The organism is Rhodococcus sp. FG69 (assembly GCF_057808915.1).
In genome coordinates, this window is sequence record NZ_JBMDIX010000001.1 from 265,429 (window position 1) to 289,167 (window position 23,739).

The 23,739-nt window shown below is 63.5% G+C and carries 20 protein-coding genes; 13 read left to right on the forward strand and 7 right to left on the reverse strand.

What is annotated here, in order from left to right:
- Positions 1-32 precede the first annotated feature (32 nt).
- Both lon and ACODSO_RS01305 read left to right on the forward strand, forming a co-directional pair.
- A complete protein-coding gene (lon, locus tag ACODSO_RS01300) occupies positions 33-2,369 on the forward strand; it encodes an endopeptidase La (protein ID WP_489034432.1) in 2,337 nt (778 codons plus the stop codon).
- Between the two features lie 34 nt (positions 2,370-2,403).
- Positions 2,404-4,266, forward strand: coding sequence for an ABC transporter ATP-binding protein (locus ACODSO_RS01305; protein WP_489034434.1), 1,863 nt, complete (start codon positions 2,404-2,406; stop codon positions 4,264-4,266).
- A 7-nt stretch (positions 4,267-4,273) separates the two neighbouring features.
- Here the strand turns inward: ACODSO_RS01305 and ACODSO_RS01310 are convergent, their stop codons facing one another.
- Positions 4,274-5,485, reverse strand: coding sequence for a lipase family protein (locus ACODSO_RS01310; RefSeq protein ID WP_489034436.1), 1,212 nt, complete (start codon positions 5,483-5,485; stop codon positions 4,274-4,276).
- Positions 5,486-5,662: 177 nt separating this feature from the next.
- Positions 5,663-8,002: an ATP-dependent DNA ligase gene (locus ACODSO_RS01315; protein ID WP_489034438.1), complete on the reverse strand. Its 2,340-nt coding sequence runs from the start codon at positions 8,000-8,002 to the stop codon at positions 5,663-5,665.
- Positions 8,003-8,060: 58 nt separating this feature from the next.
- Here ACODSO_RS01315 and ACODSO_RS01320 point away from each other — a divergent pair, with 58 nt between their 5' ends.
- Positions 8,061-8,489, forward strand: a complete 429-nt coding sequence (locus tag ACODSO_RS01320) for a type II toxin-antitoxin system Rv0910 family toxin (protein ID WP_489034440.1) — start codon at positions 8,061-8,063, stop codon at positions 8,487-8,489.
- A 62-nt stretch (positions 8,490-8,551) separates the two neighbouring features.
- On the opposite strand, the gene ACODSO_RS01325 is transcribed toward ACODSO_RS01320, so the two are convergent.
- Together ACODSO_RS01325 and ACODSO_RS01330 are read right to left on the reverse strand one after the other, a co-directional pair.
- The gene (locus tag ACODSO_RS01325; protein WP_489034442.1) at positions 8,552-8,968 is read right to left on the reverse strand and encodes a hypothetical protein; all 417 of its coding nucleotides are present in this window, start codon (positions 8,966-8,968) and stop codon (positions 8,552-8,554) included.
- Complete coding sequence (locus ACODSO_RS01330) at positions 8,961-9,341, reverse strand: hypothetical protein (RefSeq protein WP_489034444.1); 381 nt, start codon at positions 9,339-9,341, stop codon at positions 8,961-8,963. Before ACODSO_RS01330 ends, ACODSO_RS01325 begins: the two co-directional genes overlap by 8 nt.
- Before the next feature lie 265 nt (positions 9,342-9,606).
- Here ACODSO_RS01330 and ACODSO_RS01335 point away from each other — a divergent pair, with 265 nt between their 5' ends.
- Genes ACODSO_RS01335 through ACODSO_RS01370 form a run of 8 tightly spaced genes read left to right on the forward strand, consistent with a single transcriptional unit; the run spans position 9,607 to position 17,007 of the window.
- The gene (locus tag ACODSO_RS01335) at positions 9,607-10,131 is read left to right on the forward strand and encodes an MSMEG_0572/Sll0783 family nitrogen starvation response protein (protein WP_068371427.1); all 525 of its coding nucleotides are present in this window, start codon (positions 9,607-9,609) and stop codon (positions 10,129-10,131) included.
- Between the two features lie 10 nt (positions 10,132-10,141).
- Positions 10,142-11,197, forward strand: coding sequence for an MSMEG_0568 family radical SAM protein (locus ACODSO_RS01340; RefSeq protein ID WP_489034446.1), 1,056 nt, complete (start codon positions 10,142-10,144; stop codon positions 11,195-11,197).
- Positions 11,158-12,609, forward strand: a complete 1,452-nt coding sequence (locus ACODSO_RS01345) for an MSMEG_0567/sll0787 family protein (RefSeq protein WP_489034448.1) — start codon at positions 11,158-11,160, stop codon at positions 12,607-12,609. The genes ACODSO_RS01340 and ACODSO_RS01345 overlap by 40 nt, the downstream gene beginning before the upstream one ends.
- Positions 12,606-13,499: a carbon-nitrogen hydrolase family protein gene (locus ACODSO_RS01350; RefSeq protein ID WP_489034450.1), complete on the forward strand. Its 894-nt coding sequence runs from the start codon at positions 12,606-12,608 to the stop codon at positions 13,497-13,499. The genes ACODSO_RS01345 and ACODSO_RS01350 overlap by 4 nt, the downstream gene beginning before the upstream one ends.
- Positions 13,492-13,797, forward strand: coding sequence for an MSMEG_0570 family nitrogen starvation response protein (locus ACODSO_RS01355; protein WP_489034452.1), 306 nt, complete (start codon positions 13,492-13,494; stop codon positions 13,795-13,797). Before ACODSO_RS01350 ends, ACODSO_RS01355 begins: the two co-directional genes overlap by 8 nt.
- Positions 13,794-15,050 (forward strand): MSMEG_0569 family flavin-dependent oxidoreductase, encoded by a 1,257-nt coding sequence (locus ACODSO_RS01360; RefSeq protein WP_489034454.1) that lies wholly within the window; start codon positions 13,794-13,796, stop codon positions 15,048-15,050. The genes ACODSO_RS01355 and ACODSO_RS01360 overlap by 4 nt, the downstream gene beginning before the upstream one ends.
- A 2-nt stretch (positions 15,051-15,052) precedes the next feature.
- Positions 15,053-15,901, forward strand: a complete 849-nt coding sequence (locus ACODSO_RS01365) for a carbon-nitrogen hydrolase family protein (RefSeq protein WP_489034456.1) — start codon at positions 15,053-15,055, stop codon at positions 15,899-15,901.
- Positions 15,902-15,933: 32 nt separating this feature from the next.
- A complete protein-coding gene (locus tag ACODSO_RS01370; protein WP_489034746.1) occupies positions 15,934-17,007 on the forward strand; it encodes an MSMEG_0565 family glycosyltransferase in 1,074 nt (357 codons plus the stop codon).
- Here the strand turns inward: ACODSO_RS01370 and ACODSO_RS01375 are convergent.
- Genes ACODSO_RS01375 through ACODSO_RS01385 form a run of 3 tightly spaced genes read right to left on the reverse strand, consistent with a single transcriptional unit; the run spans position 16,980 to position 21,758 of the window.
- The gene (locus tag ACODSO_RS01375) at positions 16,980-18,014 is read right to left on the reverse strand and encodes an adenylate/guanylate cyclase domain-containing protein (protein WP_489034458.1); all 1,035 of its coding nucleotides are present in this window, start codon (positions 18,012-18,014) and stop codon (positions 16,980-16,982) included. The genes ACODSO_RS01370 and ACODSO_RS01375 overlap by 28 nt on opposite strands.
- Positions 18,007-19,434: an HAD-IB family hydrolase gene (locus ACODSO_RS01380; protein ID WP_489034459.1), complete on the reverse strand. Its 1,428-nt coding sequence runs from the start codon at positions 19,432-19,434 to the stop codon at positions 18,007-18,009. The genes ACODSO_RS01375 and ACODSO_RS01380 overlap by 8 nt, the downstream gene beginning before the upstream one ends.
- A complete protein-coding gene (locus ACODSO_RS01385) occupies positions 19,434-21,758 on the reverse strand; it encodes a glycerol-3-phosphate 1-O-acyltransferase (RefSeq protein WP_489034460.1) in 2,325 nt (774 codons plus the stop codon). The genes ACODSO_RS01380 and ACODSO_RS01385 overlap by 1 nt, the downstream gene beginning before the upstream one ends.
- Before the next feature lie 281 nt (positions 21,759-22,039).
- On the opposite strand from ACODSO_RS01385, the gene ACODSO_RS01390 reads away from it, so the two are divergent.
- Positions 22,040-22,798, forward strand: coding sequence for a DUF6319 family protein (locus ACODSO_RS01390; protein ID WP_489034462.1), 759 nt, complete (start codon positions 22,040-22,042; stop codon positions 22,796-22,798).
- Positions 22,799-22,897: 99 nt separating this feature from the next.
- Positions 22,898-23,554, forward strand: coding sequence for a chymotrypsin family serine protease (locus ACODSO_RS01395; RefSeq protein WP_489034463.1), 657 nt, complete (start codon positions 22,898-22,900; stop codon positions 23,552-23,554).
- The last annotated feature ends 185 nt before the right edge of the window (positions 23,555-23,739 follow it).

Genomic DNA, 23,739 nt, shown 5'->3' on the forward strand with positions numbered 1-23,739 from the left:
TCGTCATAGCTCAACTTCATGGAGGTGTCGTCATGTCCGAACCAATCCGTCTACCCGTCCTGTTTCTGACCGACCCCGTCGTACTTCCCGGCATGGTCGTGCCGGTACAGCTGGACGAAGCTGCCCGCGCCGCCATCGATGCCGCCGGAATTTCCGCCGACTCACCGTCGGGCGGAGGCAAGTTGCTCGTCGCGCCGCGTCTCGACGATCGTTATGCCTCCTACGGTGTCATCGCGTCCGTCGTCCAGATGGGTCGTCTCGCGACGGGTGAACCGGCCGCCGTCATCAAGGCCGAACAACGGGCCCACATAGGCCACGGGGTCAGCGGGCCCGGTGCCGCACTGTGGGTCGAAGCCGACATCGTGACCGAATCGGAGACCGACGCTCGGACCACCGACCTCGCCCGCGACTACAAGCAGCTCGTCGTCGCCATGCTCCAGCGGCGCGACGCCTGGCAGGTCATCGACTCGGTCAACAAACTCGTCGAGCCCGGCGCAATCGCTGACACGGCCGGCTATGCCTCGTACCTCACGGACGTGCAGAAGCGCGAATTGCTCGAGACGCCCGAGGTCGGTGAGCGTTTGACGATGTTGATCGACTGGACCAAGTCGCACCTCGCCGAGGTGGAGGTGAACGACAAGATCTCCAGCGATGTTCGTGACGGTATGGAGAAGACGCAGAAGGAGTTCTTGCTCAGGCAGCAACTCGCGGCGATCCGGAAGGAACTCGGCGAGGACGAACCCGACGGTGCGGACGACTACCGTGGTCGCGTCGAGGCAGCAGACCTGCCGGAAAAGGTGCGGGAGGCCGCGATGCGCGAGGTCGGCAAGCTCGAACGCTCCAGCGATCAGAGCCCGGAATCCGGTTACATCCGAACGTGGTTGGACACCGTGCTCGATCTCCCATGGAACGAGGCCACCACCGACGAGACCGACATCGTCGCCGCCCGGGCAATTCTCGACGCCGATCATCATGGTCTCGACGACGTGAAAGACCGCATCGTCGAATTCCTCGCGGTGCGTGCACGACGCGCGGAGCGTGGTCTCGAACTCGTCGGCGGTCGAGGGTCGGGCGCCGTCATGGTTCTGGCCGGTCCGCCCGGTGTCGGCAAGACCTCGCTCGGTGAATCGGTCGCGCGAGCATTGGGCCGCAAGTTCGTTCGCGTCGCGCTCGGCGGTGTCCGTGACGAGGCGGAGATTCGTGGACACCGTCGCACCTACGTCGGAGCGTTGCCGGGGCGTATCGTTCGCGCGATCGGAGAGGCGGGATCGATGAACCCCGTCGTGCTCCTCGACGAGATCGACAAGGTCGGGTCCGACTACCGAGGCGATCCGAGTGCTGCTCTGCTCGAAGTCCTCGATCCTGCACAGAATCACACGTTCCGTGATCACTACCTGGACCTGGATCTCGATCTGTCCGATGTGGTGTTCCTGGCGACGGCCAACGTGATCGAACAGATCCCGCCCGCGCTGTTGGACCGCATGGAACTCGTGACCATCGACGGATACACCGAGGACGACAAGGTCGTCATCGCACGGAATTACCTGCTGCCGCGTCAGTTGAACAGGGCTGCAGTGAATTCCGACGAGGTCGATGTCACGGACGGCGCCCTCCGCAAGATTGCGGCCGACTACACACGCGAGCCAGGTGTGCGGCAGTTCGAACGTCTTCTTGCCAAGGCACTGCGCAAGGCGGCAACGAAGCTTGCGACGGAATCCGGCCCGCTGCATGTCGACGAAGCCGGCCTCGTCGACTATCTGGGACGGCCGCGGTTCACGCCGGACGTTCACGAACGTACGGAAGTGCCAGGTGTGGCAACAGGTCTCGCCGTAACCGGACTCGGTGGTGACGTCCTGTTCATCGAGGCCGCATCCACCGAAGGCAAGCCGGAGTTGGTGCTCACCGGGCAGCTCGGCGACGTCATGAAGGAGTCGGCGCAGATCGCGCTGTCCTACGTTCGTTCGCACGCAGCGAATTTCGGCATCGACCCAGCCGCGCTGGAGCGCAGCATTCACGTTCACGTTCCTGCTGGTGCTGTGCCCAAGGACGGGCCGTCGGCAGGCGTCACGATGGTGACCGCTCTCGTGTCGATGGCGACCGGACGCCCGGTCCGCTCCGATGTCGGGATGACGGGTGAGGTGACGTTGAACGGTCGGGTGCTACCGATCGGGGGCGTCAAGCAGAAACTGCTCGCGGCGCAGCGTGCTGGATTGACGACCGTGTTCATTCCGGCCCGGAACGAAACCGATCTCGACGACGTGCCGGCCGAGGTGCTGAGTGCTCTCGACGTGCGCCCGATGACGGACGTCGCGGACATTCTTGCCCTCGCTCTGGAAGAGCCGGCCGATCTTCTGGAGAAGGTCTCTTGACCTCGAGTTGCGTCGAGGTTCTAGCGTTGTCGACATGAGCATGGAAGTCACTGCCCGGAACCAGTTGTATCGGACGATGAACGCGTCCACGCAACAGACGCAGTTTTCGGCTGTCACAGCACGTCGGATACTGCGTTTCGCTCGCCCACACCGCGACAAGCTCGTCGGATTCATGATTCTCAGCGTCGTGCTTGCGGTGTTGGCGGTGGCGACGCCGGTGTTGGCGGGCCGTGTCGTCAATGCGATCGTCGACGGCGATTCGTTCGACGTCGTGCTGCGGCTGTCGCTGCTGATCGCGTTGATCGCCGTCGTCGACGCCGGGTTCGGGCTCCTGAACCGGTGGTTGTCTTCGAATATCGGTGAAGCGCTGATTCTCGACCTCCGGACTGCGGTATTCGATCATGTGCAGCGAATGCCCATCGCGTTCTTCACGAGAACTCGAACTGGGGCGCTCGTGAGCCGCCTGAACAACGACGTCATAGGTGCGCAGCGCGCGTTCAGTGACACCCTGTCCGGCGTCGTCAGCAATTTCGTGACGCTGATTCTGACGTTGATCGTCATGATCGGAATATCCTGGCAGATCACCCTTCTGGCGCTGATCATCCTGCCGGTCTTCGTGATTCCGGCGAGGCGGATGGGCAGACGGCTCGCGCGTCTTCAACGCGAAGCAGCAGAACATAATTCGGCAATGAGCACCCAGATGACGGAACGGTTCTCGGCTCCGGGAGCAACGCTCGTCAAATTGTTCGGGCAACCGGAAGTCGAGTCCGAGGAATTCGCGGTCAGGGCTTCTCGCGTGCGCGATATCGGGGTGCGAAGCGCAATGGTGCAGACCGTGTTCGTGACGGCTTTGACGCTCGTGTCGGCGCTGGCACTCGCCGTTGTCTACGGCCTCGGAGGGTTCTATGCATTGCGTGGGCAGCTCGATCCGGGGTCCGTTGTGGCGCTGTCGCTTCTGCTGACCAGGCTCTATTCTCCGCTGACGGCGCTTGCGAGTGCGCGTGTCGAAGTGATGAGTGCGCTCGTCAGCTTCGAGCGAGTATTCGAGGTGCTCGATCTTGTACCGCTCATCGAGGACAAGCCCGACGCTGTCGAGGTACCGGACGGACCGGCATCTGTCGAACTCCGCGATGTGCGCTTCGCATATCCGTCGGCGGACAAGGTCTCGCTCGCGTCGTTGGAGGAGGTCGCGTTGCTCGATTCGCGCGGCGGTGACGAAGTTCTGCACGGAGTGTCCTTCGTTGCAGAACCCGGCCAGATGGTTGCGCTCGTCGGGACCTCGGGCGCGGGCAAGTCGACGATTGCGCAGCTGATAGCCCGCCTGTACGACGTCGACAGCGGATCGGTCCGTCTGGGCGGTACCGATGTGCGAGATCTCACCGCGAGTTCGATTCGCAGCACCGTGGGGATGGTGACGCAGGACGGTCATCTCTTCCACGACTCGATTCGCTCCAACATCGTCCTGCCGCGACCGGAAGCGACCGACGCCGAAGTGTGGGACGCGTTGCGCCGAGCGCGGTTGGAGGAGCTGGTGAAGTCATTGCCCGACGGGCTGGCCACCGTCGTCGGAGAGCGCGGCTACCGACTGTCCGGCGGCGAGAGGCAACGTCTGACGATCGCCAGACTGCTCATCTCGCGGCCTCGTGTCGTCATTCTCGACGAGGCAACCGCGTCGTTGGATTCGACGTCGGAAGCTGCGGTGCAAGCGGCCCTCGGTGAGGCTCTCGCCGGCAAGACCTCGGTGGTCATCGCCCACCGTTTGTCGACCATCAGAGCGGCCGACGTCATCCTCGTCGTCGAGGGAGGCACGATCGTCGAGCGCGGGACACACGACGAACTCCTCGCAGCGGGTGGCCGCTACGAGGAGCTTCATCGAACTCAGTTCGCCGCTGTGTGAATCTGCGTCAGCAGTTGCTCGGCGCGGGCACACCCTTGAATCGGGCGTCGATCCATTCCAGGGCCTGAGGTAGGCCGAGTACTGCCGCGGTGAGGTGATCGTTGCTCGGTACCAATACCTGTGTGACCGCAACTCCCGCCGCGCAGTACCGGCCGATGGTGTTGGTGATCGACGAGACGGGGATGAGCACATCCGTCGGGCTGTGCCACTCGAAGAACGGGGCCTTCGGAACACCGGGGTACAGCTCGACGCTGTTCTCGTTGACCGCTGCGACCATCTCCGGACTTTCCATGAGGTTCAGCGAGCCGGCCACCATCATCGCGCTCTTGCCGGCACCGACCGCAAGGATGTCGTTGGTGCAGGCGTTCTGCAGCTGCGCTGCCATCTGCTGGCCGAGTGGGTTGAGCTGCTGGCTGATCGGAATCCTCGTCGGGTACTCACGCTCGAGTCCCAGGGCAGCGGCGAACGCAAGACCGAACGCCGGGTGCGGGCTGAAGCCGAGATCGCGGGCCATGCGCTCGAGGTTCATCGGTGCACCGCCCGCCGCGCTACCCACGATGTTCAGTTCGGGGGCGTACTCGTTCTGCAGCGCTGCGGCCCATGCCGTCGCCATGCCACCGCCGGAATAGCCGGCCAATGCCACCGGACTCTGTTGAACCTGAAGTGGGTCGAAACGTTGGGTCGCGCGAATGCTGTCGAGGACGATCTGTCCGCCCAACTTCGCGGCACCGTATGCACTGTTGGGGCCGAGATGATCGGCGATCACGACCGTCCACCCACGCTGCAGCGCCCCGTTGAGAGCGGGCGCCTCGCGGATCACCACATTCGGATCCTGCGTCCACAGAGCCTGCGACGGTGCACACTCGAGGCCGAGTGCATTGATGATGTGCTGGTACGACAGCACTGGCCCGTTCGGGGCCTTGTTCTTGGGGGCGATCACCGTGTTGATCGCCGCGATGGGTTCGCCGGCGGAGTTGGTCGAGCGGAACCGGAGCTGCCAGACATCGACGTCGACGAATCCCGCAGGAGGGGGCATCGGACGGCTCGAGATGATGTCACCGGGGTTCTTGGCTTCGAGGTCCGGTACCGGTGCATAGAAGACGTCGGCAATCGGCGTCGGCTCCAACGGATTCGCTGCTGCTGGCCCCGCTGCGATCACCGCAGAACAGGCGATCGCGCCTGCCATGACGGCAGCCCCGACCAGTTTGAATGCGCGCATAGCGTTGGATTCCCTCCCGAAAAGACTGTGATTGCCGAGCGCAAGCTCGCCTCTCCATACCCCACCGAAAACGATATAGAAAAAACGGACCTGCTCGTTACGCTTTCCCCGGAAATGATGCCCGAAGGGTGCTCAGGGCTGGATTTTATGGCATCCGAACTACTTGTGGCCAGTGGGCTAGGTATTGCTCTCGAGAACGACGTCGCGAGGTTGTTTGTCATCACGGAGGCCACGCCAGCTCGGGTGCCGCAGGTGCATCGAGTCGGTCCACTCGCTGAAACGGACCTCGCCGACCAGCGATGGTGTGACCCACACTGCATCTTTGCGATCGGCCGTCGGGAGTCTGTCGGTGAACGGCGATTCCTCGCATTCGAGCGGAGCCAGCAGCTCCGCCAACGCGTCGAGGGCACGGTCGGTGAAACCTGTGCCCACTCGGCCGAGGTACCGAAGTGAGCCTTGTTCCGGGACACCACTCTGTTCCGGGACACCACTCCGTTCCGGGACACCACTCTGTTCCGGGACACCGACCAGCAACGAGCCCATACCCCCTCCTCGGCGTCCACGGCCGCGTCGCCAGCCGCCGATGACGACTTCCTGCGTGCGCCAGTTCTTCGTCTTGATCCACGTTCTTGCCCGTTTGCCGGGTTGATAGATGGAGTCGACGCGCTTGGCGACCACTCCCTCCCACCCGCGTTCGACGCTGCTCGCGAGCGCGTCCTGTGCGGAGCCGGTCAACGCTTCCGGGACGAGGACCGAGTCCAGGCCGGTGGTGAGTAGTTCCAGAAGTCGGCGTCGGTCGGAGTACTTCTTCTTCAGCAGTGACGTGCCGTTCAGGTAGAGCAGATCGAACGCGACGAAGCGGACGTCCCTGCCCGTGCTGCTCTGCAACATCTCGAAACTGGTGATTCCATCGGCGTCGAAGACCACCGCTTCACCGTCGAGAACGGCCTCGTGTTCGCGCAGGTCCTCGGCGAGGTTCGAGAATCCAGCACCGAATCGCTCGGTGAGGTCATTTCCCGATCGCGACTCCAGCTTCATGGCGCCGTGCGCAAATCGGGCGATGACGCGGAAGCCGTCCCACTTCCCCTCGAAGGCCCAGTCGCCGTCGGGCAGATCGGTGATGTCACCCGCCGTGGCCAGCATCGGCAGAATGCTCTTCGGGAGTTCGCTCGCGGGCCTGTCCTTCATCAGGTGCATCAGCCACTGATTGCCCTTGGTCTTGATCAACGCAAACCGGCCACGTGCTTTTACGCCGTGCAGGACCACGATGACTTCGTCCTCGCGCCATTTCTCGAGTTCGTAGGTACCCGAGTCCCAGATGGACACCTCGCCGCCGCCGTACTCACCCTTGGGAATGCTGCCCTCGAACGTCGCGTACTCGAGCGGGTGGTCCTCGGTGTGGACGGCGAGACGATTCTGGCCTGGGTCGTCGGGAATGTTCTTCGGGACCGCCCAGGACACGAGGACGCCGTCGTGTTCGAGTCGAAAGTCGTAGTGCAGCCGTCGGGCGTGGTGTTCCTGGATGACGAAGGTGTCGTCGTTGCCGCGCGGTTCGGCGCCAACGGGAATCGGCTCGGACGTCTTCTTCGGGCTTCGCTTGCTGCGGTAGGTGGCGAGCTTGTCGGGCACGGGCGGTGCATCGGGGGCGTGCTCGTCGAGGGGCGGATCCAACTCGGCGAGAAGGTCACCGTCGTCGTGGAAGCGTTGCAGCACCTCCTCGAACCTCAGCTGTTCGAGGCCGGACGATTCCAGTTCGTCCCAGGAACGAGGGGCAGCGACGGTCGGCGTGGATCGCCCGCGCATCGAGTACGGCGCGACCGTCGTCTTCTTACCGTTGTTCTGCGACCAGTCGACGAACACCCTTCCGGTGCGCTTCGCTTTGGCCATCGTCGCGGTGACGCGGTCGGGTGACCGTTCTTCGAGTAGCGTCGCCACCTGCTTGGCGACGGTCGACGCCCCGGAAGGGGTCAGCGGTTTCTCCAACGGAACGTAGAGGTGGATGCCCTTGCTTCCACTCGTGACCGGAAACGCGGTGAACCCGATCTCGGCGATCATGTCCCTGATCTCGCACGCTACCTCGGCGCACCGACCGAGGTCGACGTCGTCGCCTGGGTCGAGGTCGAACACCATCCGCGTCGCCGGGCCCGGTGTGTTTCCGTCGAAGCGCCACTGCGGAACGTGCGCCTCGATGGCTGCCTGCTGACCGAGCCACGCCAGATCCGCAGCCGTCGAGAACAGCGGGTACGTCACCACTCGATCGGAATGCTGCATGTCCCGACGGTCGAGCCACTCCGGCGCCGAGGTCGCCAAGTTCTTCTCGAAGAACGACGATCGGTCGACGCCGTTCGGCCAGCGTTTACGGGTCACTGCCCGGCCCGCCATGTGGGGGAGCATCGCCGGCGCGATAGCCGTGTAGTACTCGATGATCTGACTCTTGGTGGTCCCGGTCTCAGGAAACAGCACCTTGTCCAGGTTGGTCACCGAGACTTTTCGCCCCGCGATGTCGAGCGACGCCATTGCCCAAGGCTAACGGTCCGCGTCGGCTGCCGCGCTGAACCTGTGCCAAGCTCGAAGAATGGCAAAGATCAGTGTGTCGGTGGAAATGCCCGAAAATCCGCAGGGTGCGTGGGACAAGGCGTCGGCGCTCGATCGGTTCGACGAATGGATGACGATCCACGGTGGCTGGTGCAGTCCGCCGCCGAAGGAACTGAACAAGGGCACCAAGGTCGAGTCCCTCGTCAAGGTCAAGGGCTTCAGGAACACGATCAAGTGGACCTTCACGGAGTTCCAGGAACCCAAGCTCATCGAGATGTCGGGCAAGGGCAAGGGGGGCGTCAAGATCTCGCTGACCATCCACGTGAAAGAGCACCCCGAGGGATCCGAACTGACACTCGACGCCTACTTCGGTGGCGGTGTCCTCTTCGGCCCCGTCGGCACAGTCGTCGCGCGTGCCCTCGACACCGACGTCAAGCAGTCGGTGGCGAACCTGGCGGCGCTGGAGTAGTTCTTGGGAACCGATCGGGCCTCCAGCCCTTCCCGCCGCTGGGTCCCCACCAAGGGCCCTGTCTACGCCGCCTGTCGTGTTCGGCGCAACCACCACAGCCCGGCGATCGGGAGCACCACCGGGATGAACACGTAGCCCTGGCCGAAGTGGGACCACACCGTCGCGTCCGGGAAGTCCTCGGGCTGGATGTAGCTCAGAGCGCCGATAGCGAGCACACCGACGAGTTCGATCACGCAGGAGATGGTCACGACCCGGCGCGAGGCTTCGGTGGCGCGCGCGAGACCGACCGTCGCGACTATGTAGACCACGGCGGCGACCGCCGACAGGATGTAGGCAAACGGTGCGACGTCGAATCGCGTCGTCAACTGCACGATCGACCGCGACGTGGCCGCTACTGCGAACACCGCGTAGACCGCGATCAGGAACCTCCCGAATCCGGTGCGGGTTGCATTCTTCAGAGCATCGGAACGATCAGGCATATCCCGCCCATATCTGGCTGAGGCGCAGCACCATGGCTGCGAGGGTGACGACGGCGACGAGCAGAACGGCCGTGCCTCCGCGGGATCGATCACCCAGCGACCACCAGGTGCCGATCGGCAACAGGAGCAGCAGCCCGATCAGGTATGCGCCGAACGTGAGCCGATGGATGTCGCGGTCACTGGTGAACATCATGACGAATCCGACGATCGCTTGCACCAGCACGACGGCCTCGGTGGCCGAGATGGTCCAGAACAACGCGCGGTCCGACTTGTTCTTCAGCAACACCGGGTTGTTCCGGGCGAGCTTGACGAGAACCCACACGCCGACGACGAGTGACATCACGTACAGCAGGCCGGTAACGGCGCCGATCATCGAATCCTCTTGGTTGTGCGGGCGTGCGAACGACCCCCAGCGTATCGGTGCTGCATCGCATCAACTCTGTGAGGCCTTCGAAACAGTGCGTTATTCCGTAGGTGACCAATCGGAAATGGATGCCGCCTGTACTAGTCACATGGCCGAAGTCCATCTCCGGCTTGAATTCTTCTCTCACCGGTGGCCAACGATTGCCCACCCATCGATTGCCACCAACCGAACGGCAACTTTCTCATCCAGTGCCATTCCGACCACAGGAGCATCAGTGTCCGATATCGACAACGCCATCGCCGAGAACATCGCCAAGTCCCTCGGAGAGATCCCGCACCCCTCACTACCCAAGGGCAGCAACATCTACGGATCCACGAAGATCTTTCCGGACTACAAGGCGGAGAACGGCGAAAGCTACTTCACCCTCGTCCACGGCATCGCGCACGAGTCCTCGGTGAGCTTCGTGGCCGTACTGCAAGCCACCCGTGCGCTGCGCAAAGGCTTCGAGTCGGCGATGTACTTCTACGGGCCAGGAGCAATCAATTGCCTTGCCACCCGAGGATTTCCGACGACCGGCGACTCCGGATTCCCGGGTGAGCAGAACATCAACGACTCGCTCGCGACGTTCATCGGCGAGGGTGGCACCGTGTTCTGCTGCCGCTTCGGGCTCGCGCTGCACGGAGGTCGCGAAGAGGACTTGATCGAGGGTGTCATCCCGGCGCATCCGCTGGACGTTCAGGACGCTCTCATTCACTACGCCCGCAAGGGCGCGATCATCAACTCGACCTACATGGTCTAGGAGAGAAGCCATGTCGGTCAGTACGCGTGTAGACCTGGCGTTGCTCGGAGTCCGAGGAACGCCACCGGTCAACAGAACGGCCGGCGCCGGGCCCAGCGACGACGGGCATGTTCGCATCGATGGCATCGGCGCAGCCATCCCTCGTAATCCCCTTAGCCCCTTCGTTCTCGAAGAAGGTCGGATCCTGTTCGACGGCACCGACACCGGACTCGACGTGCAGGCCATCGAGCGGCCGAAATTCTACGATCTCACCACTTCCGACGGTATCGCCTACGAGAAGATCGCGAAGCTTCACGGATCCAGCGTCCTCGCCACGACCGTGGTCCAGACCTGCATCCGCTACGACGAGGACAAGCGATGCCGCTTCTGTTCCATCGAAGCCTCGCTGGAGGCGGGGGACACCATCGCCGTCAAGACGCCCGCACAGTTGGCCGAGGTCGCCGAGGCTGCGGTGCGGCTCGACGGCGTCACCCAGATGGTCATGACAACGGGTACGTCGGCGGCGAAGGATCGCGGCGCGAGACACCTCGCGCGCTGTGTGAAAGCGATCAAGGCAGTGGTCCCGGATCTACCGATTCAGGTCCAGTGCGAGCCGCCCGGAGACTTGCAGACCATCACCGACCTGCACGAGGCTGGTGCAGAATCCATCGGAATCCACGTCGAATCGCTCGACGACGATGTGCGCCGGAGATGGATGCCGGGTAAGGCTTCGGTATCCATGGACGAATATCGGGCGGCGTGGACCGAAGCGGTCAGAGTGTTCGGACGCAACCAGGTCTCGACCTACATTCTGGTCGGCCTCGGTGAGGATCCCGACGAATTGGTCTCGGGTGCAGTGGAACTGATCGACATGGGGGTGTACCCGTTCGTCGTCCCGTTCCGTCCGTTGGGTGGAACACTTGCGGTCGACGTCGACCACGCAGTAGCCCCGAATCGTGATGTGCTCGAGAGCGTCACCCGACGAGTCGCCAAGGAACTCCAGGCGGCCTCGATGCTCGGTGCCGATCAGAAAGCCGGCTGCGCCGCATGCGGAGCATGCAGCGTCCTCCAGAATGCGGGTGGCTGATGTACGCAACGGATGTAGCCGATCTCGCCGGGTTGTCCGGCACCGTCAGTTCCACCGAACCGGCGAAACTTCTGATCCAACCCTCCACGGATTCAGGGCAACTCGACGCATACCGGCGGCTGCGACGCGACATCTTCGTCGCCGAGCAAGGACTCTTCGCCGGATCCGACCACGACGACGTCGACGACGATCCCCGCGCCGTGGTGCTCATCGCAACCGCACCCGACGGGACGGTGCTCGGCGGTGTTCGCCTGGCGCCCTGTACCGCACCGGATATCGGGTGGTGGGCGGGGAGCAGATTGGTCGTGTCCGCGTCGGCTCGTGCGGCCGGGGTCGGCCCGGCATTGGTGCGGGCTGCGTGCGCGCACGCCGAGAGCAACGGAGTTCTCCGCTTCGATGCGGCCGTGCAGAAGGCCAACGAAGAGTTGTTCACCGCACTCGGATGGATCAGGCGCGCAGACATCGACGTGCACGGCGCACCGCACGCGGCGATGCACTGGCCCATCGACCGGATCGAGCGGCTGGTGTCCTCGACCAAAGCGCTGCTGGCGGGCGTACTTGCACCACTGAAAGCTCAGCCACTCGGGCTCGGCGCCAGAGGATTCCGCGGTGACGACGGAGTTCCGGTGCCGGGAAGTGACATCATCGCAGCGTGCGACGCCATCATCCCGTCGATGGTCGACCGCGACCCCGAGTGGGCAGGGTGGTGCGCGGCGTTGGTCAATCTCAACGATCTCTCGGCCATGGGTGCACACGCCGTCGGAATGCTCGACTCGGTCGGTGCGCCTACGCAGTCGCGGCTCACCCGCATCATCAGAGGACTCGCCAACGCGTCGGCGGCATGGCAGGTGCCGGTGCTCGGTGGCCACACGCAGGTCGGTGTGCCGTCGTCGCTGTCGGTCACCGCCCTCGGTAGTACGACGCATCCGGTGCGGGCGGGCGGCGCTTCGGCGGGCGACATCCTGACCCTGACCGCCGATGTGGAGGGCGGATGGCGACGGGGTTATCGGGGGCAGCAATGGGATTCGTCGTCGCGTCGGAACTCGGAGGAGTTGTCCGTCCTGGCATCCTTCGTCGCTCGTACCGCACCGAGAGCTGCCAAGGACGTGTCGATGGCAGGTCTTGCTGGAACCGTCGGGATGCTCGCCGAGGCGTGCGGTACCGGAGCCGTCCTCGACGTGGCTGCCGTACCGAAACCCGACGCCTCGTCCATGGGTGAATGGATCACGTGTTTTCCAGGGTTCGCGATGATCACCGCGGACCGTCCCGATGCGCAACTCGCTCGATCGGGGCCTGCAGTATCCGCACGATGCGGAGAACTTACCGACATTCCGGGCGTCGCACTACGGTGGCCCGACGGAATAACCACGAGCGCGGTAACCACTACCGTGACCGGATTGGGAGAAGCATGAACGCCGTCACCATTTCCGTTGCTGCAGCCGAATTCGGCCGCGACATGGAACAGGGATACAACACGATAGCTGCGTTGCTCGAGGAGGCACGAAACCGCGGCAGCCAACTGCTGGTGCTGCCGGAGGCATGCCTCGGTGGCTACCTGCCGAGCCTCGGCGGCGGGGACGAGTCCGCGGAAGCTCGGCAGCGCAGGCTCGACAGCCTGCCGCCCGCACTGGAGCTCGACGGTCCGGAGCTGAAGCGAGTCATCGACATGGCAGGCGACACCGTCATCACACTCGGATTCTGCGAGAAGGACGGTGACACCCGTTACAACGCGGCCGTCACGCTACACGGCGGCGGAATTCTGGGCTCGTATCGCAAAGTGCATCAGCCGCTCGGGGAGAACCTCTGCTACGACGCGGGTGACACGTACGAAGCGTTCGACACACCGGTCGGCAGAATGGGAATGCAGATCTGCTACGACAAGGGCTTCCCCGAAGCTGCACGCGAACTCGCACTCGACGGGGCCGAGATCATCACGTCGATCTCGGCCTGGCCCACCGCGCGGACCGCGACCGTCGAGAACATGGAAGACGATCGCTGGAAGCAGCGATTCGACATCTACGATCGTGCGCGTGCACTGGAGAATCAAGTCGTCTGGGTGGCGGCCAATCAGGCCGGAACCTTCGGGTCGCTTCGGTTCGTGTGCAGCGCGAAGATCGTCGGACCGGGCGGGGAGATTCTCGCGGGCACCGGCGTCGAACCCGGGTTGGCAACGGCAACAGTGGATGTCGAAGATCTGATCGGTGCGGCACGCGGAGGCGGAATGTACAACCTGCGTGACCGCCGGCCGTCGGTGTACAAGACGATTACCCGTGCGACGAGCTGGGAGCCGATCCATGCCTGAGATGCGATTCGAAGTACGGTGGCCCGATGGACGCGAACAGTCCTGCTATTCACCATCTCTGGTCATGCACGACTACCTGGAGACGGGCGTCGACTACTCGGTCGACGAGTTCGTGAAGTTGACGTCGGAAGCGTTGACGGTCGCCAGCGATCGGGTGCTGGCGAAGTTCGGGATGCGGTGCACCTCCGCCGCGCAACAGATGGAAGAAATTCACGACGCCAGCGCGGCATACCGCAGCGCCTCGCAGAAGTCCGGTGTCGTTCGTGTGCTGAGTATGTCGGGAGCCGAGCTGCTATGACCGAGAATCATGTGGTTGTCGTGATCGGCGGTGGCCAGGCGGGGCTGTCGATCAGTTGGCACCTGACGCAGCGAGGTATCGAACACGTCGTACTCGAGGCCGACACGATCGCGCACGAGTGGAAGGACTCCCGCTGGGACAACTTCACACTCGTGACGCCGAACTGGCAGTGCGCGTTGCCCGGTTTCTCCTACGACGGCGACGATCCCGACGGATTCATGAAACGCGACGAGGTCTACGACTTCGTGCGGCGGTACGCGGGGAGCTTCGATGCGCCGGTCCGCGAGCATGTTTCGGTCACCAATGCCCTCCAAGGCACCGAGGGCGGCTTCGACCTCGAGACCACGGCAGGTCCGATGCATGCAGATCAGATCGTCGTGGCGGTCGGCGGCTATCACATTCCGACGATTCCGCGGTTCGCCGAGAAGCTTCCCAAGGACGTTCTGCAGATCCACTCGTCGCAGTACCGCGGGTCGCATCAATTCCCCAGCGGTGAGGTCCTCGTCGTCGGCACCGGGCAGTCGGGCGCTCAGATCGCCGAGGATCTGCATGTCGAAGGAAGGAGCGTTCATTTGGTCGCAGGTACCGCTCCCCGCGTCGCGCGGTTCTATCGAGGCCGTGACTGTGTCGCGTGGCTGCACGACATGGGTGTCTACGATGTCTCCATCGAGGATCAACCCGGTGGCGTCGGAAAACGCGAGAACACGAACCACTACGTGACAGGTCGCGACGGTGGGCGTGACATCGACCTGCGCGTATTTGCTACCGAAGGTATGCGGCTGTACGGACGCCTGCTGGGCGTCGAGGACGGTGTTCTGCAGTTCGCGCCCACGCTGGAGGCATCCCTCGATGCAGCCGATGCGGTCGCCGAGTCCATCAAGGACAACATCGACGCCTACATCGCGCGTGAGGGGATCACCGCGCCGACCGAGGAACGATACGTACCGGTGTGGAGGCCCGAGGTCGAGACCACCGAACTCGATCTCGCAGCCGCCGACATTGCAGCCGTGGTCTGGTCGGTCGGATTCCGCACCGACTATTCGTGGCTGAAGGTCGGTGCCTTCGACGGTGAGGGTCATCCGACGCACAATCGCGGCGTCACCTCGGTGTCCGGGCTCTACTTCCTCGGGCTCCCGTGGCAGCACACGTGGGGTTCGGGTCGTTTCGCCTCCGTTGCTCGCGACGCTGAATTCCTCGCCGAGCAGATCGGTTTGGAGATCAGCGCGGCGCAGCCGCAACGGGTAGTGGTCTAGGCGTGGCACCCATTCGGATAGGCGCTCTGGCAGCACATTTCGGTCGTGATATCGATCGTGCGATACTCAAGATCACCACGATCATCGGGAGCGCTCGACGCGATGGTCTCGACCTCCTCGTGCTGCCGGACGCCTCCCTGGGTGGGTACATCGACAGTCTTCGCAATCCCGACGTGTCCGAGCTGCCGCCGCCCCTCGACATAGACGGCCCCGAACTGGCCGCGATCATCGCTGCTGCAGGCGAGCTGACCGTCTGTATCGGCTACACAGAGCTGAAGGACGGACTGCGCTACAACGCAGCTGCCTGCGTGAGCGGCGACGGGGTTCTGGGAAGCCACCGCAAGGTCCATCAACCTCTCGGGGAGTCGCTGGCATACGCGGCGGGAAATCGGTTCGACGCCTTCGATACTCCGGTGGGCCGCATGGGGATGCTGATCGACTACGACAAGACCTTTCCCGAATCGGCACGGACGCTTGCCCTGGACGGTGCTCGCATCATCGCGGCGCTGTCGGCGTGGCCGGCCAGCGTCACGGACCGGGCATCGAATCTGTCGAACGATCGTCAGTCCAGGTTGTTCGATCTCTACGATGCCGCCCGAGCCGCGGAGAACCAGGTGGTGCTGGTCTCGTCCAACCAGACCGGGGTCATGGGCTCGCTGCGGTTCCTCGGCCAGGCGAAGATAGTCGGACCCGGCGGTGACGTCCTGGCGAAAACCTGGGCCAAGGGCGGACTCGCGGTGTGCGACATCGACGTCGATGCCGAGGTGGACCGCGCCAGGCGCGTGCTGTATCACCTCGAAGAGCGCCGCGTGGACACCTATCCGAACCTTCTGGACGAGAAGGGGTCGTAGTGAAAATTGCACCAGGAGTGCAGCGAAGCGGAATGACCCGAATAGCACTGCTGACATATTCGTCCAAGCCGAGGGGCGGGGTGGTGCATACGTTGCATTTGGCGGAGGCGCTGGCTCGGGCCGGCGCGGATGTCACCGTCGTCTCCCTCGGTCGAGGTGGGGACAGTGCGTTCTTCCGCCCGGTAGATCCATCGGTCACCGTCTCGATGGTGCCGTTCGAGGCGCGGGACGACGAGAGTGTCGGGGCGCGGATTCTGAGGTCGATCGAGGTTCTCGGACAGTCCTTCTCGCATGCGGACTTCGACATCGTGCACGCTCAGGACTGCATCTCGGCCAACGCGGTCGGGAGGTGCGTCCGGACGATCCACCATCTGGACACATTCACCACGCCTGCTCTCGCGGCGTGTCACGAACGGGCCATCACCGAACCGTACGCGCGTATCTGTGTGTCGGATGCGGTGGCGGAGGAGGTGCGCCAGGGTTGGGGGTTCTTCCCGACGGTGATCCCGAACGGGGTCGAGTCGGCGAGGTTCGAACAGGCTGCTGCATCAGGGGATTCGCAGTGGCGGGACCAGCTCGGGCGCTATGTGTTGGCGGTCGGGGGTATCGAGCCGCGCAAGGGTTCGTTGGATCTCCTCGAAGCGTTCGCGCTACTGAAGCGTCCCGAATTGTCTCTCGTGTTCGCGGGTGGTGAGACGTTGTTCGACTACCGCACCTATCGCGCGGAATTCGATTCACGTGCAGCAGAACTCGGCATCGAGCCGATCGTCCTCGGCACCGTCGACAACGATCAGTTGCCATTTCTCGTAGCGCAAGCGTCCGTACTGCCGTTCTTCTCGACGAAGGAAGGATTCGGGCTGGCCGCGATGGAGGCACTCGCGGCGGGGACGCCCGTCGTCGCGCGGGATCTACCGGTGTTGCGTGAAGTATTCTCCAGTGCAGTTGTATACGCCGCCGAGCCGAAGTCGATGGCCGAAAAGCTGGCCGAGGCGATCGACTCGGGGCACGACGCGGAGGTAGGTAGAGCGCTCGCCCGCAGTCTCACGTGGGACGAATCTGCGCGCCGCCACGTGGAGTTCTACTCGTCCTTGGACCGGGACTGCTGATCCCGCTTGTTGCGGCGCAGGGCATACGGTTTCAGCTTGTGGAATCCGCGGACCCGGAGTGACCTGAGCGACTTGAGATAGAACTCGGAATCGTCGCGCAGTGCCTCGGACATCGTGGCGTCCAACAGTACGGTTCCAGGGTGGGCCGAACTGGTCAGTCGTGCAGCCATATTGACCACCGAGCCGTACAGATCGCCGTATCGTGCGAGGACCGGCCCCCACGCGATCCCGACACGCAACTCCGGCATGTCCTCCTTGGCCGCGAACGCGTCCTGCAGATCCAAACCGATGTGTGCGGCGTCCTCGGGTGTCTGTGCGCTGAACATGACTTCGTCACCGACGTTCTTGATGACCGAACCACGCCCGCGCGCGATGATGTCGGATGCCACGGACTCGAACTCCTCGAGTAGCTCGGTGAGTTCCTCGATCGCAAGCCTGCGGGTGAGGCTGGTGTAGCCGACCATGTCGGCGAATCCCACTGCCAGCGTCCGGCTGGTGGTCTCGTCCCCCGGATCGGCGATGGATCGTCCGGCCGTGGCTGCGAGGTGCCGTCTCCAGGTGTAGGACTGCAGTGCTTCGAGGGTCGGCACTGTCTGCGCCGCAACCTCTCTGGCGTCCCGACGGATGGCGTCGAGATCGGCCGGATCGGCACCCTCGGTCACTCGATCGTGGATATGACTGTTCACCACCCCGACCTGCCACTCGGTGAGGCGTGACATCGTCTGGCCCAGCGTTCGGGCGATGGCCACCTCCATGTCCGAGCGAATCACGTTCTGCTCGGTCAGGCCGGTGATCATGCGTAGCGCGTCGAGGTCGGCGTCGGTGTACACGACCGCATCGGGATCGGTGTGCACCGGAAAGCCCATCGCGATCCACAGCCGCACTACCCGCTCCGGAGCGATCCCCGACTTCTCGACGATGTCTTCACGGGTGTACTTGGGTGTCCCTCCCAGGAGATTCTTCTCGATCTCCGCTTGCACAACCGAATGGATCTGATCTTCAGGCATATCCCAGCGTTCTGTCGTAAAAGGATCGGACGTCGTCGATGTAGCTGTCGATCTTTTCGGAAACCCAGCCCTCGGTGGAGATCGGCTCTCCGACGGTGACCTTGACGGTACCGGAGTGCGCGGTGAAGTCTTTCTTCCACATCACGTCTCCGGCATTGTGGATGACGATGGGGACTATCGGAACCCCTGCTTGCATCGCCAGGTGGAAGGCGCCTTTCTTGAACCGGCCCAGCCGCGGCGTCGGCATCCGAGTGCCTTCGGGGGCGATGGCGACCGATATCCCCGAGTGCAATTTCTCGATCGCCGGCTTCATCGCTTCGCGTGCCTGTGCCGGATCTCCGCGATCGATGTAGGCGACGTCGAAGATCTTGCCGAGAAGGGCGAACCGAGGATCCCGTTCGAGTTCGCGTTTGGCCACAGCAGTGATGTCACGTCGGAGAATCGAGGTGACGATGATGGAATCCGCGGTGCTCTGGTGGTTGAACAGAAACACGGCGGGACGTGCGGACCATGCGTTCTCGGTTCCCGTCACATCGAGCTTGATACCGGCGATCGTCAACGCGATATCCGGCGCGATCGTCGAGGTGATGTTCGCGCCTGTTCGACGGCTTCTCGTCAACAAGCCGAGGCCGAGTCCGAAGCCTGCGCTGGCCAGGACCGATCCCAATGCTGCCGTACTACGGACCGCAGATGTCAGATCGGTTCCACGCTTTGGATTTTCGAGTCTGAGTAGCGGCCAACCGACCTTTGCAGCGTAGCGAGTCAATTCATCGTCTGCGTTCATCGCGACGGGGTGTCCGACCTCGGCCAGGAACGGAGCGTCCTCGCCGCCGTTGGAGTACCCGAAGCATCCGGCGAGATCGACACCCACCCGCTCGGCATGATCGGCGACGGCCGCAGCCTTGCGCGGCCCCCACAACGAATTCCCGACGAGTTCCCCGGTCAACACCCCGTCGACGACGACCGGTGTGGTGCAGAGAAGTTCGTCGAACATGAGGTCTTCCTTGACCGGAACCGCCTGATACGGCGTCGCCGACGTCGCGATCACCAGCCGATGACCGGCATGCCGGTGCGCCTCGACGAGAATGCGGGCCTGCGGATAGATCATCGGCGCAATCTCGTTACGGAACAGCGTGTATGCCTGCTCCATCAGATCGTCTTCACGCCGTCCTTCGAGGCCCTTGACGGCCTTGCCCATGAGATTGTCGACGGGCGAGTTGCGCATCCGCATTTCCACGACGGCACTCGAAATCTCCCACAACTCGTTGACAGTGACGTCGAGGGACTTGAGGCGTTCGAGAAACACAGCTTTCGCTGAGAAGCCGTTGATCAGCGTGCCGTCGAGATCGAAGTAGGCGACGGTGTCGGGTCCGGTCGGCGCGTCGGCGATCGCCTGCAGCTGGTGGGCCAGATCGATCATCAGGCGTCGTCCTCCCGTTTGTCGGTGCCCGTGATGCTGCTGGGTACGGTCAGTGGATCGACCTCGTCGAGAGTGCGGTGTGCCATGTCGCGAATCGCACGGGCCTTCCGTGCCCATTCGTTGATCTCGTGCGCGAAGTCGCGTCGGCGCTGGGCAAGGTTCTCGCTTCCCGGATCGACCAAGTTCCGATTCTCGGCCAATTGCAGTGCAGTGTCGAACAATTCACCCGATATCGCTTCGCTGTGATCCAGCTGTTGACGAAGGCGCCGTGCCTGTCCTGCGCCGAGGCACTGGGTGATGAAGGTCGGCTTGTCGAACTCCGAGTCCATGGGTTGCAGCATGAGCTGATCGGCCACGACCTGGTACGCCTCCAGAATTGGCTGAAGGACGCGGTGTGCCAGGTGCAGTTCCTGTGCCTCCAGTGTGCTGATTGCGTACTCCGGATCGACGAGATTGGTTCGCCACTCGGGATCGATGAGGGTGACCTCGGCTTCGAGGCGTGCACCGAAGTCCTTCTTGTCACCGAAGAAGAACTCGAATTTGAGCAGGTCGCGAAGCTTCAGCGCAGAGCGCCACATCGATACCGTCGTCGAGGGGCTCGTCTGGCCCTCGTCCGGCAGCACGACGAGCTCACCGATCGCTCGGAGCACGAAGTAGTGGATTGCGTTGTTGCGGAAGAATGCAGCAACCAGGTGTTTGTCCTGCGCGAGGTAGAAGACCGGTTCGGGCCCGCCGTCGAAACGTTTGACGACCCCGGCGTTGACCTGCGCGACGACCGCCGATCGAACGACGTCTACCTCGCTGATGTCGACGCCGCCCGCAGTCGGCAGGCCTCGTTTGATGATGTATTCCGCGAGCGGCGAGATGATCGCCCACATCTCGTGGACGTTCAGCGCGCGGTCCTCGATTCCGAGCAGAGCCATCGTGACGAGAGCGGCAGGGGTCACCGGAGTCGTGTTGTTGATGGCATGCGAGACGGTGAGGGCGATCTTCTGAACGGCGACTCGTTTGTCCTCGTTCTCCGCCAGGATCGACTTGACCGAGATCGGTTCACCGAATGTCAGGTACACGTTGCCGCGCAGTTTGCCCTGCGCGCGGATGTACCCCAAGGCCATGCGAATTCCCTCGGCCTGCTTCTGGGCGCCGTGCGATTCGGCGGCCATGGCACCGACTTCGTACAGGCGGTCATAGGTGATGGAGGTCGGCACCAGGTACACGTCGTCGGCGTCGCTGTTCTCCAACGCGTCGACGAGGTAGGTCAGCAGACCGAAGCGCGGTGGGCGAAGCTTCCCGGTGCGGCTGCGCCCGCCTTCGATATACCACTCGAGGTTGAACCGCTTGCTCAGCAGGAAGCTCATGTACTGCCGCAACGTCCACTTGTAGATCTCGTCGGAGAACTTGCGTTGGATCAGCACGACGCCGCTGCGCTTCGCGATCGGGCCGAGGGGCCAGAAGCCGACGTTGATTCCGCCCATCACGTGGTTGAGCGGGAGCCCCTCGGTCAGCAGCGCCGGTCGCAGCACGAGCGGGTCCAGGTAGGAGCGGTGGTTAGGAAGGAAGACCAGCGGATGCTTCTTGTTGAGCTCGCGGACCCGCTGCAGCTTGGTCCGGTCGACATCGACCTTGTAGGCGCGGGAGAAGTAGGCACCGAGGGTCCCCCACATCTCGACCGCACGCCGGGTTTCCGTCGCGACCATCTCGTTCAGAATGCCGTGGACGCGCCGCTCGACCTCGGCGACATCCTCGCCCACGTCAGCTGCGAGGTCGGCCATGCCGTCGTGGAACTTCTTCTGCTCCGTCATGTCCTCGACGACGAAACGGGGAATCTTGTATTCGGAGCCGATGACGTCGCGCTCCGCCCGATCGAGAGCCAGGGTGGCCTGGCGCCGGATGAACGAGGACAGGGACGTGCCCCCGGCCTTGTCGAACCGGCTCGCAAGATCGTGCAGGGTCGCGGGCTCGCCGACGAGCACCGCCGAGTGATCGGGATCGTCGCCCTGTACCCAGCGCTGCCACGCCTTGGTCGGAAGCGAGTTCCCGCGGGGCGCAAATGCGCGACGAAGAATTCCGCCCCGCCTCTTCTCCGAGAGCGTCACGCGAAGCGGGATCAGTAGTGGATCCTCGGCAATTCCCCGAACCGTTTCGGCGACCTCGTGTGCCGCTTCACCGGACAGGACCACCGACGGCGGCCGCTGCTCGCCGTCGGGGGTAATGGAGTCGATCCATTGATTCAGTGCCTGGATTTCGAGTGTCGACGTAGCGTCGAGCAAGTACACCTGTTGCCCGTCGGCTGTCTTCTGTTCACCCGTATCGACGTGGTACATCGAGACCCCTCCATTCGAGTACCGCAAGCGGGTACTCGGCCAGGTTACGGGGGTGCAGCCGTCGACATGTCAGTTTCACGGTTGCCGTCTCGGCAGCAGTAGTCGGCGCCAGCCCGCGTACGTCTGGCGGGCAGGTTCGGCGGGACCCCGACAGGTTCGTGAAGTGGCGAGCACACGTGGTTCGAAATCCCTAGGGGACAGCAGGGCCGCGTCCACGATCGAATGTCGGTGACAGGTGTGGGACAGTATTCGCAAACACTTTCGAGAGAGGGCAGCTACCGATGCCACCGCGTAGAAGATCGACTGCGAACGAATCACTGACGAGCGAGAATCTCGCGACGCTGGCCACCGCCCTCGCCGAAGGCCGCCGGGCCACCGTGTACCTGATCGAGCCGACGCCCAGTCTCGGGCTCCCGGCGGGCACATCGGCGAAGGTCGTCTCGATCGACGGAACCACGGTGACCATCAGCCCGAAGGGCGTCAACGACGAGCTGCCCTTCGAAGCGGAGGAACTCCGTATCACCCGAAATTCGCCCAGTGGGACAGCGGCGAAGCCGGCGGCGACATCGGTAGCGAAGCCCGCTGCGAAGTCGGACATCGCGGAGTGGACGGAACCGGCTCCCAAGCCGGCGTCTCCCAAGTCCGCCCCGAAAACATCGGTGGCGTCCAAAGCAGTGGCGTCCAAGGCGGTGGTGTCGAGTTCGGGGGTCTCGGGCACGGCGCCGTCGAAGGCGACAGCGTCGGGAACTCGGAAGGGCAAGAAGGGGCCCGAGAGCGTCAGCGTCACCATCCACGCCGGAGCCGACAACGACTGGTCCGTGACGGTCACTCACGGCGCGCGTCGGCCGGGCAAGGCGCAACCTGTCTCGCCGGAATCGGTTTCTCGGGCGGTTCGGGAACTGGGCGACGATTCAGCCCGCGACGCCGTGGAAGCAGTCATTTCCCATGCCAGGGAAGAAGCTGCATCGCGAGTGGCCGAGTTGAGTCGTCAACTCGAGGAGGCGCGGTCGACTTTGGCGGCGTTGGAGTCCGAACGCTGACTGCGTCTCATCGTACGAAACGGACACGAATCGGCACGCACTCGTCCATTGGTGGTACTTGTTGCTAGGGTTCTGCGGACACCGCTGGAGAGGGAATACATGTTGAAGAAGTTCATGCTCGTCGCCGTGGCGGCAGCCGCTCTTGCTGCAAGCTTCGGCGTCGGGACCGCATCTGCTGCGGCTCCGGCGGTACTGGGGGGTGGTTCCGGAATCATCGTGAACAACGCTGCCGAGTGCACTCTGACGACCATCGGCAACGACCGTGAAGGCCGCCTCGTCGGTCTCACCGCTGGTCATTGTGGTGGCGCAGGGGCAACTGTCGTGCCGGAGTACGACCCGTCGGCTGGAGTCGTCGGACGCATCGCGTTCTCCAACCCGGAGTACGACTACGCAGTCATCGAGTTCGATCGGGCAAAGGTCATTCCGGTCAACCGCATCGGGAACGTGACCATCTCGCAGATCGGTCCGCCCGCGACGTTCCCGAACATCGTGTGCAAGGAAGGCCGCACCACCGGCAACACCTGTGGTGTCGCGTACGGCGACATCCTGCAGTCGCAGGAGACGTGGTCGCAGTTGTGCGTCGTCGAAGGTGATTCGGGTAGCCCGGTCGTCGTCGGCTCCACTCTGGTCGGCATGGTCAATGCATACCTCGGCGTCGCGTGCTTCGGCCCTCAGGTCGGAACCAACATCGACGCAATCCTGCGACACATCGATGCTGGTAACGCTGTAGGAGCTGGGTTCGTACCGATCCCGTAGCTTTTCTGCCCGCCTTCGGCGGATCAATGTGCCACCGCGTCAGTTCGATTGACACGGTGGCACATTCGTATCCGGAGGTAGCACTGGCTGTCATCCCGGTGTTCTCGTGTGTAACGGGCGCCACAAACAATTGCGCACTCCAGCGCAACCTTCCTAGGCTGCACAGCACTGCGCGCGGTGTGTCG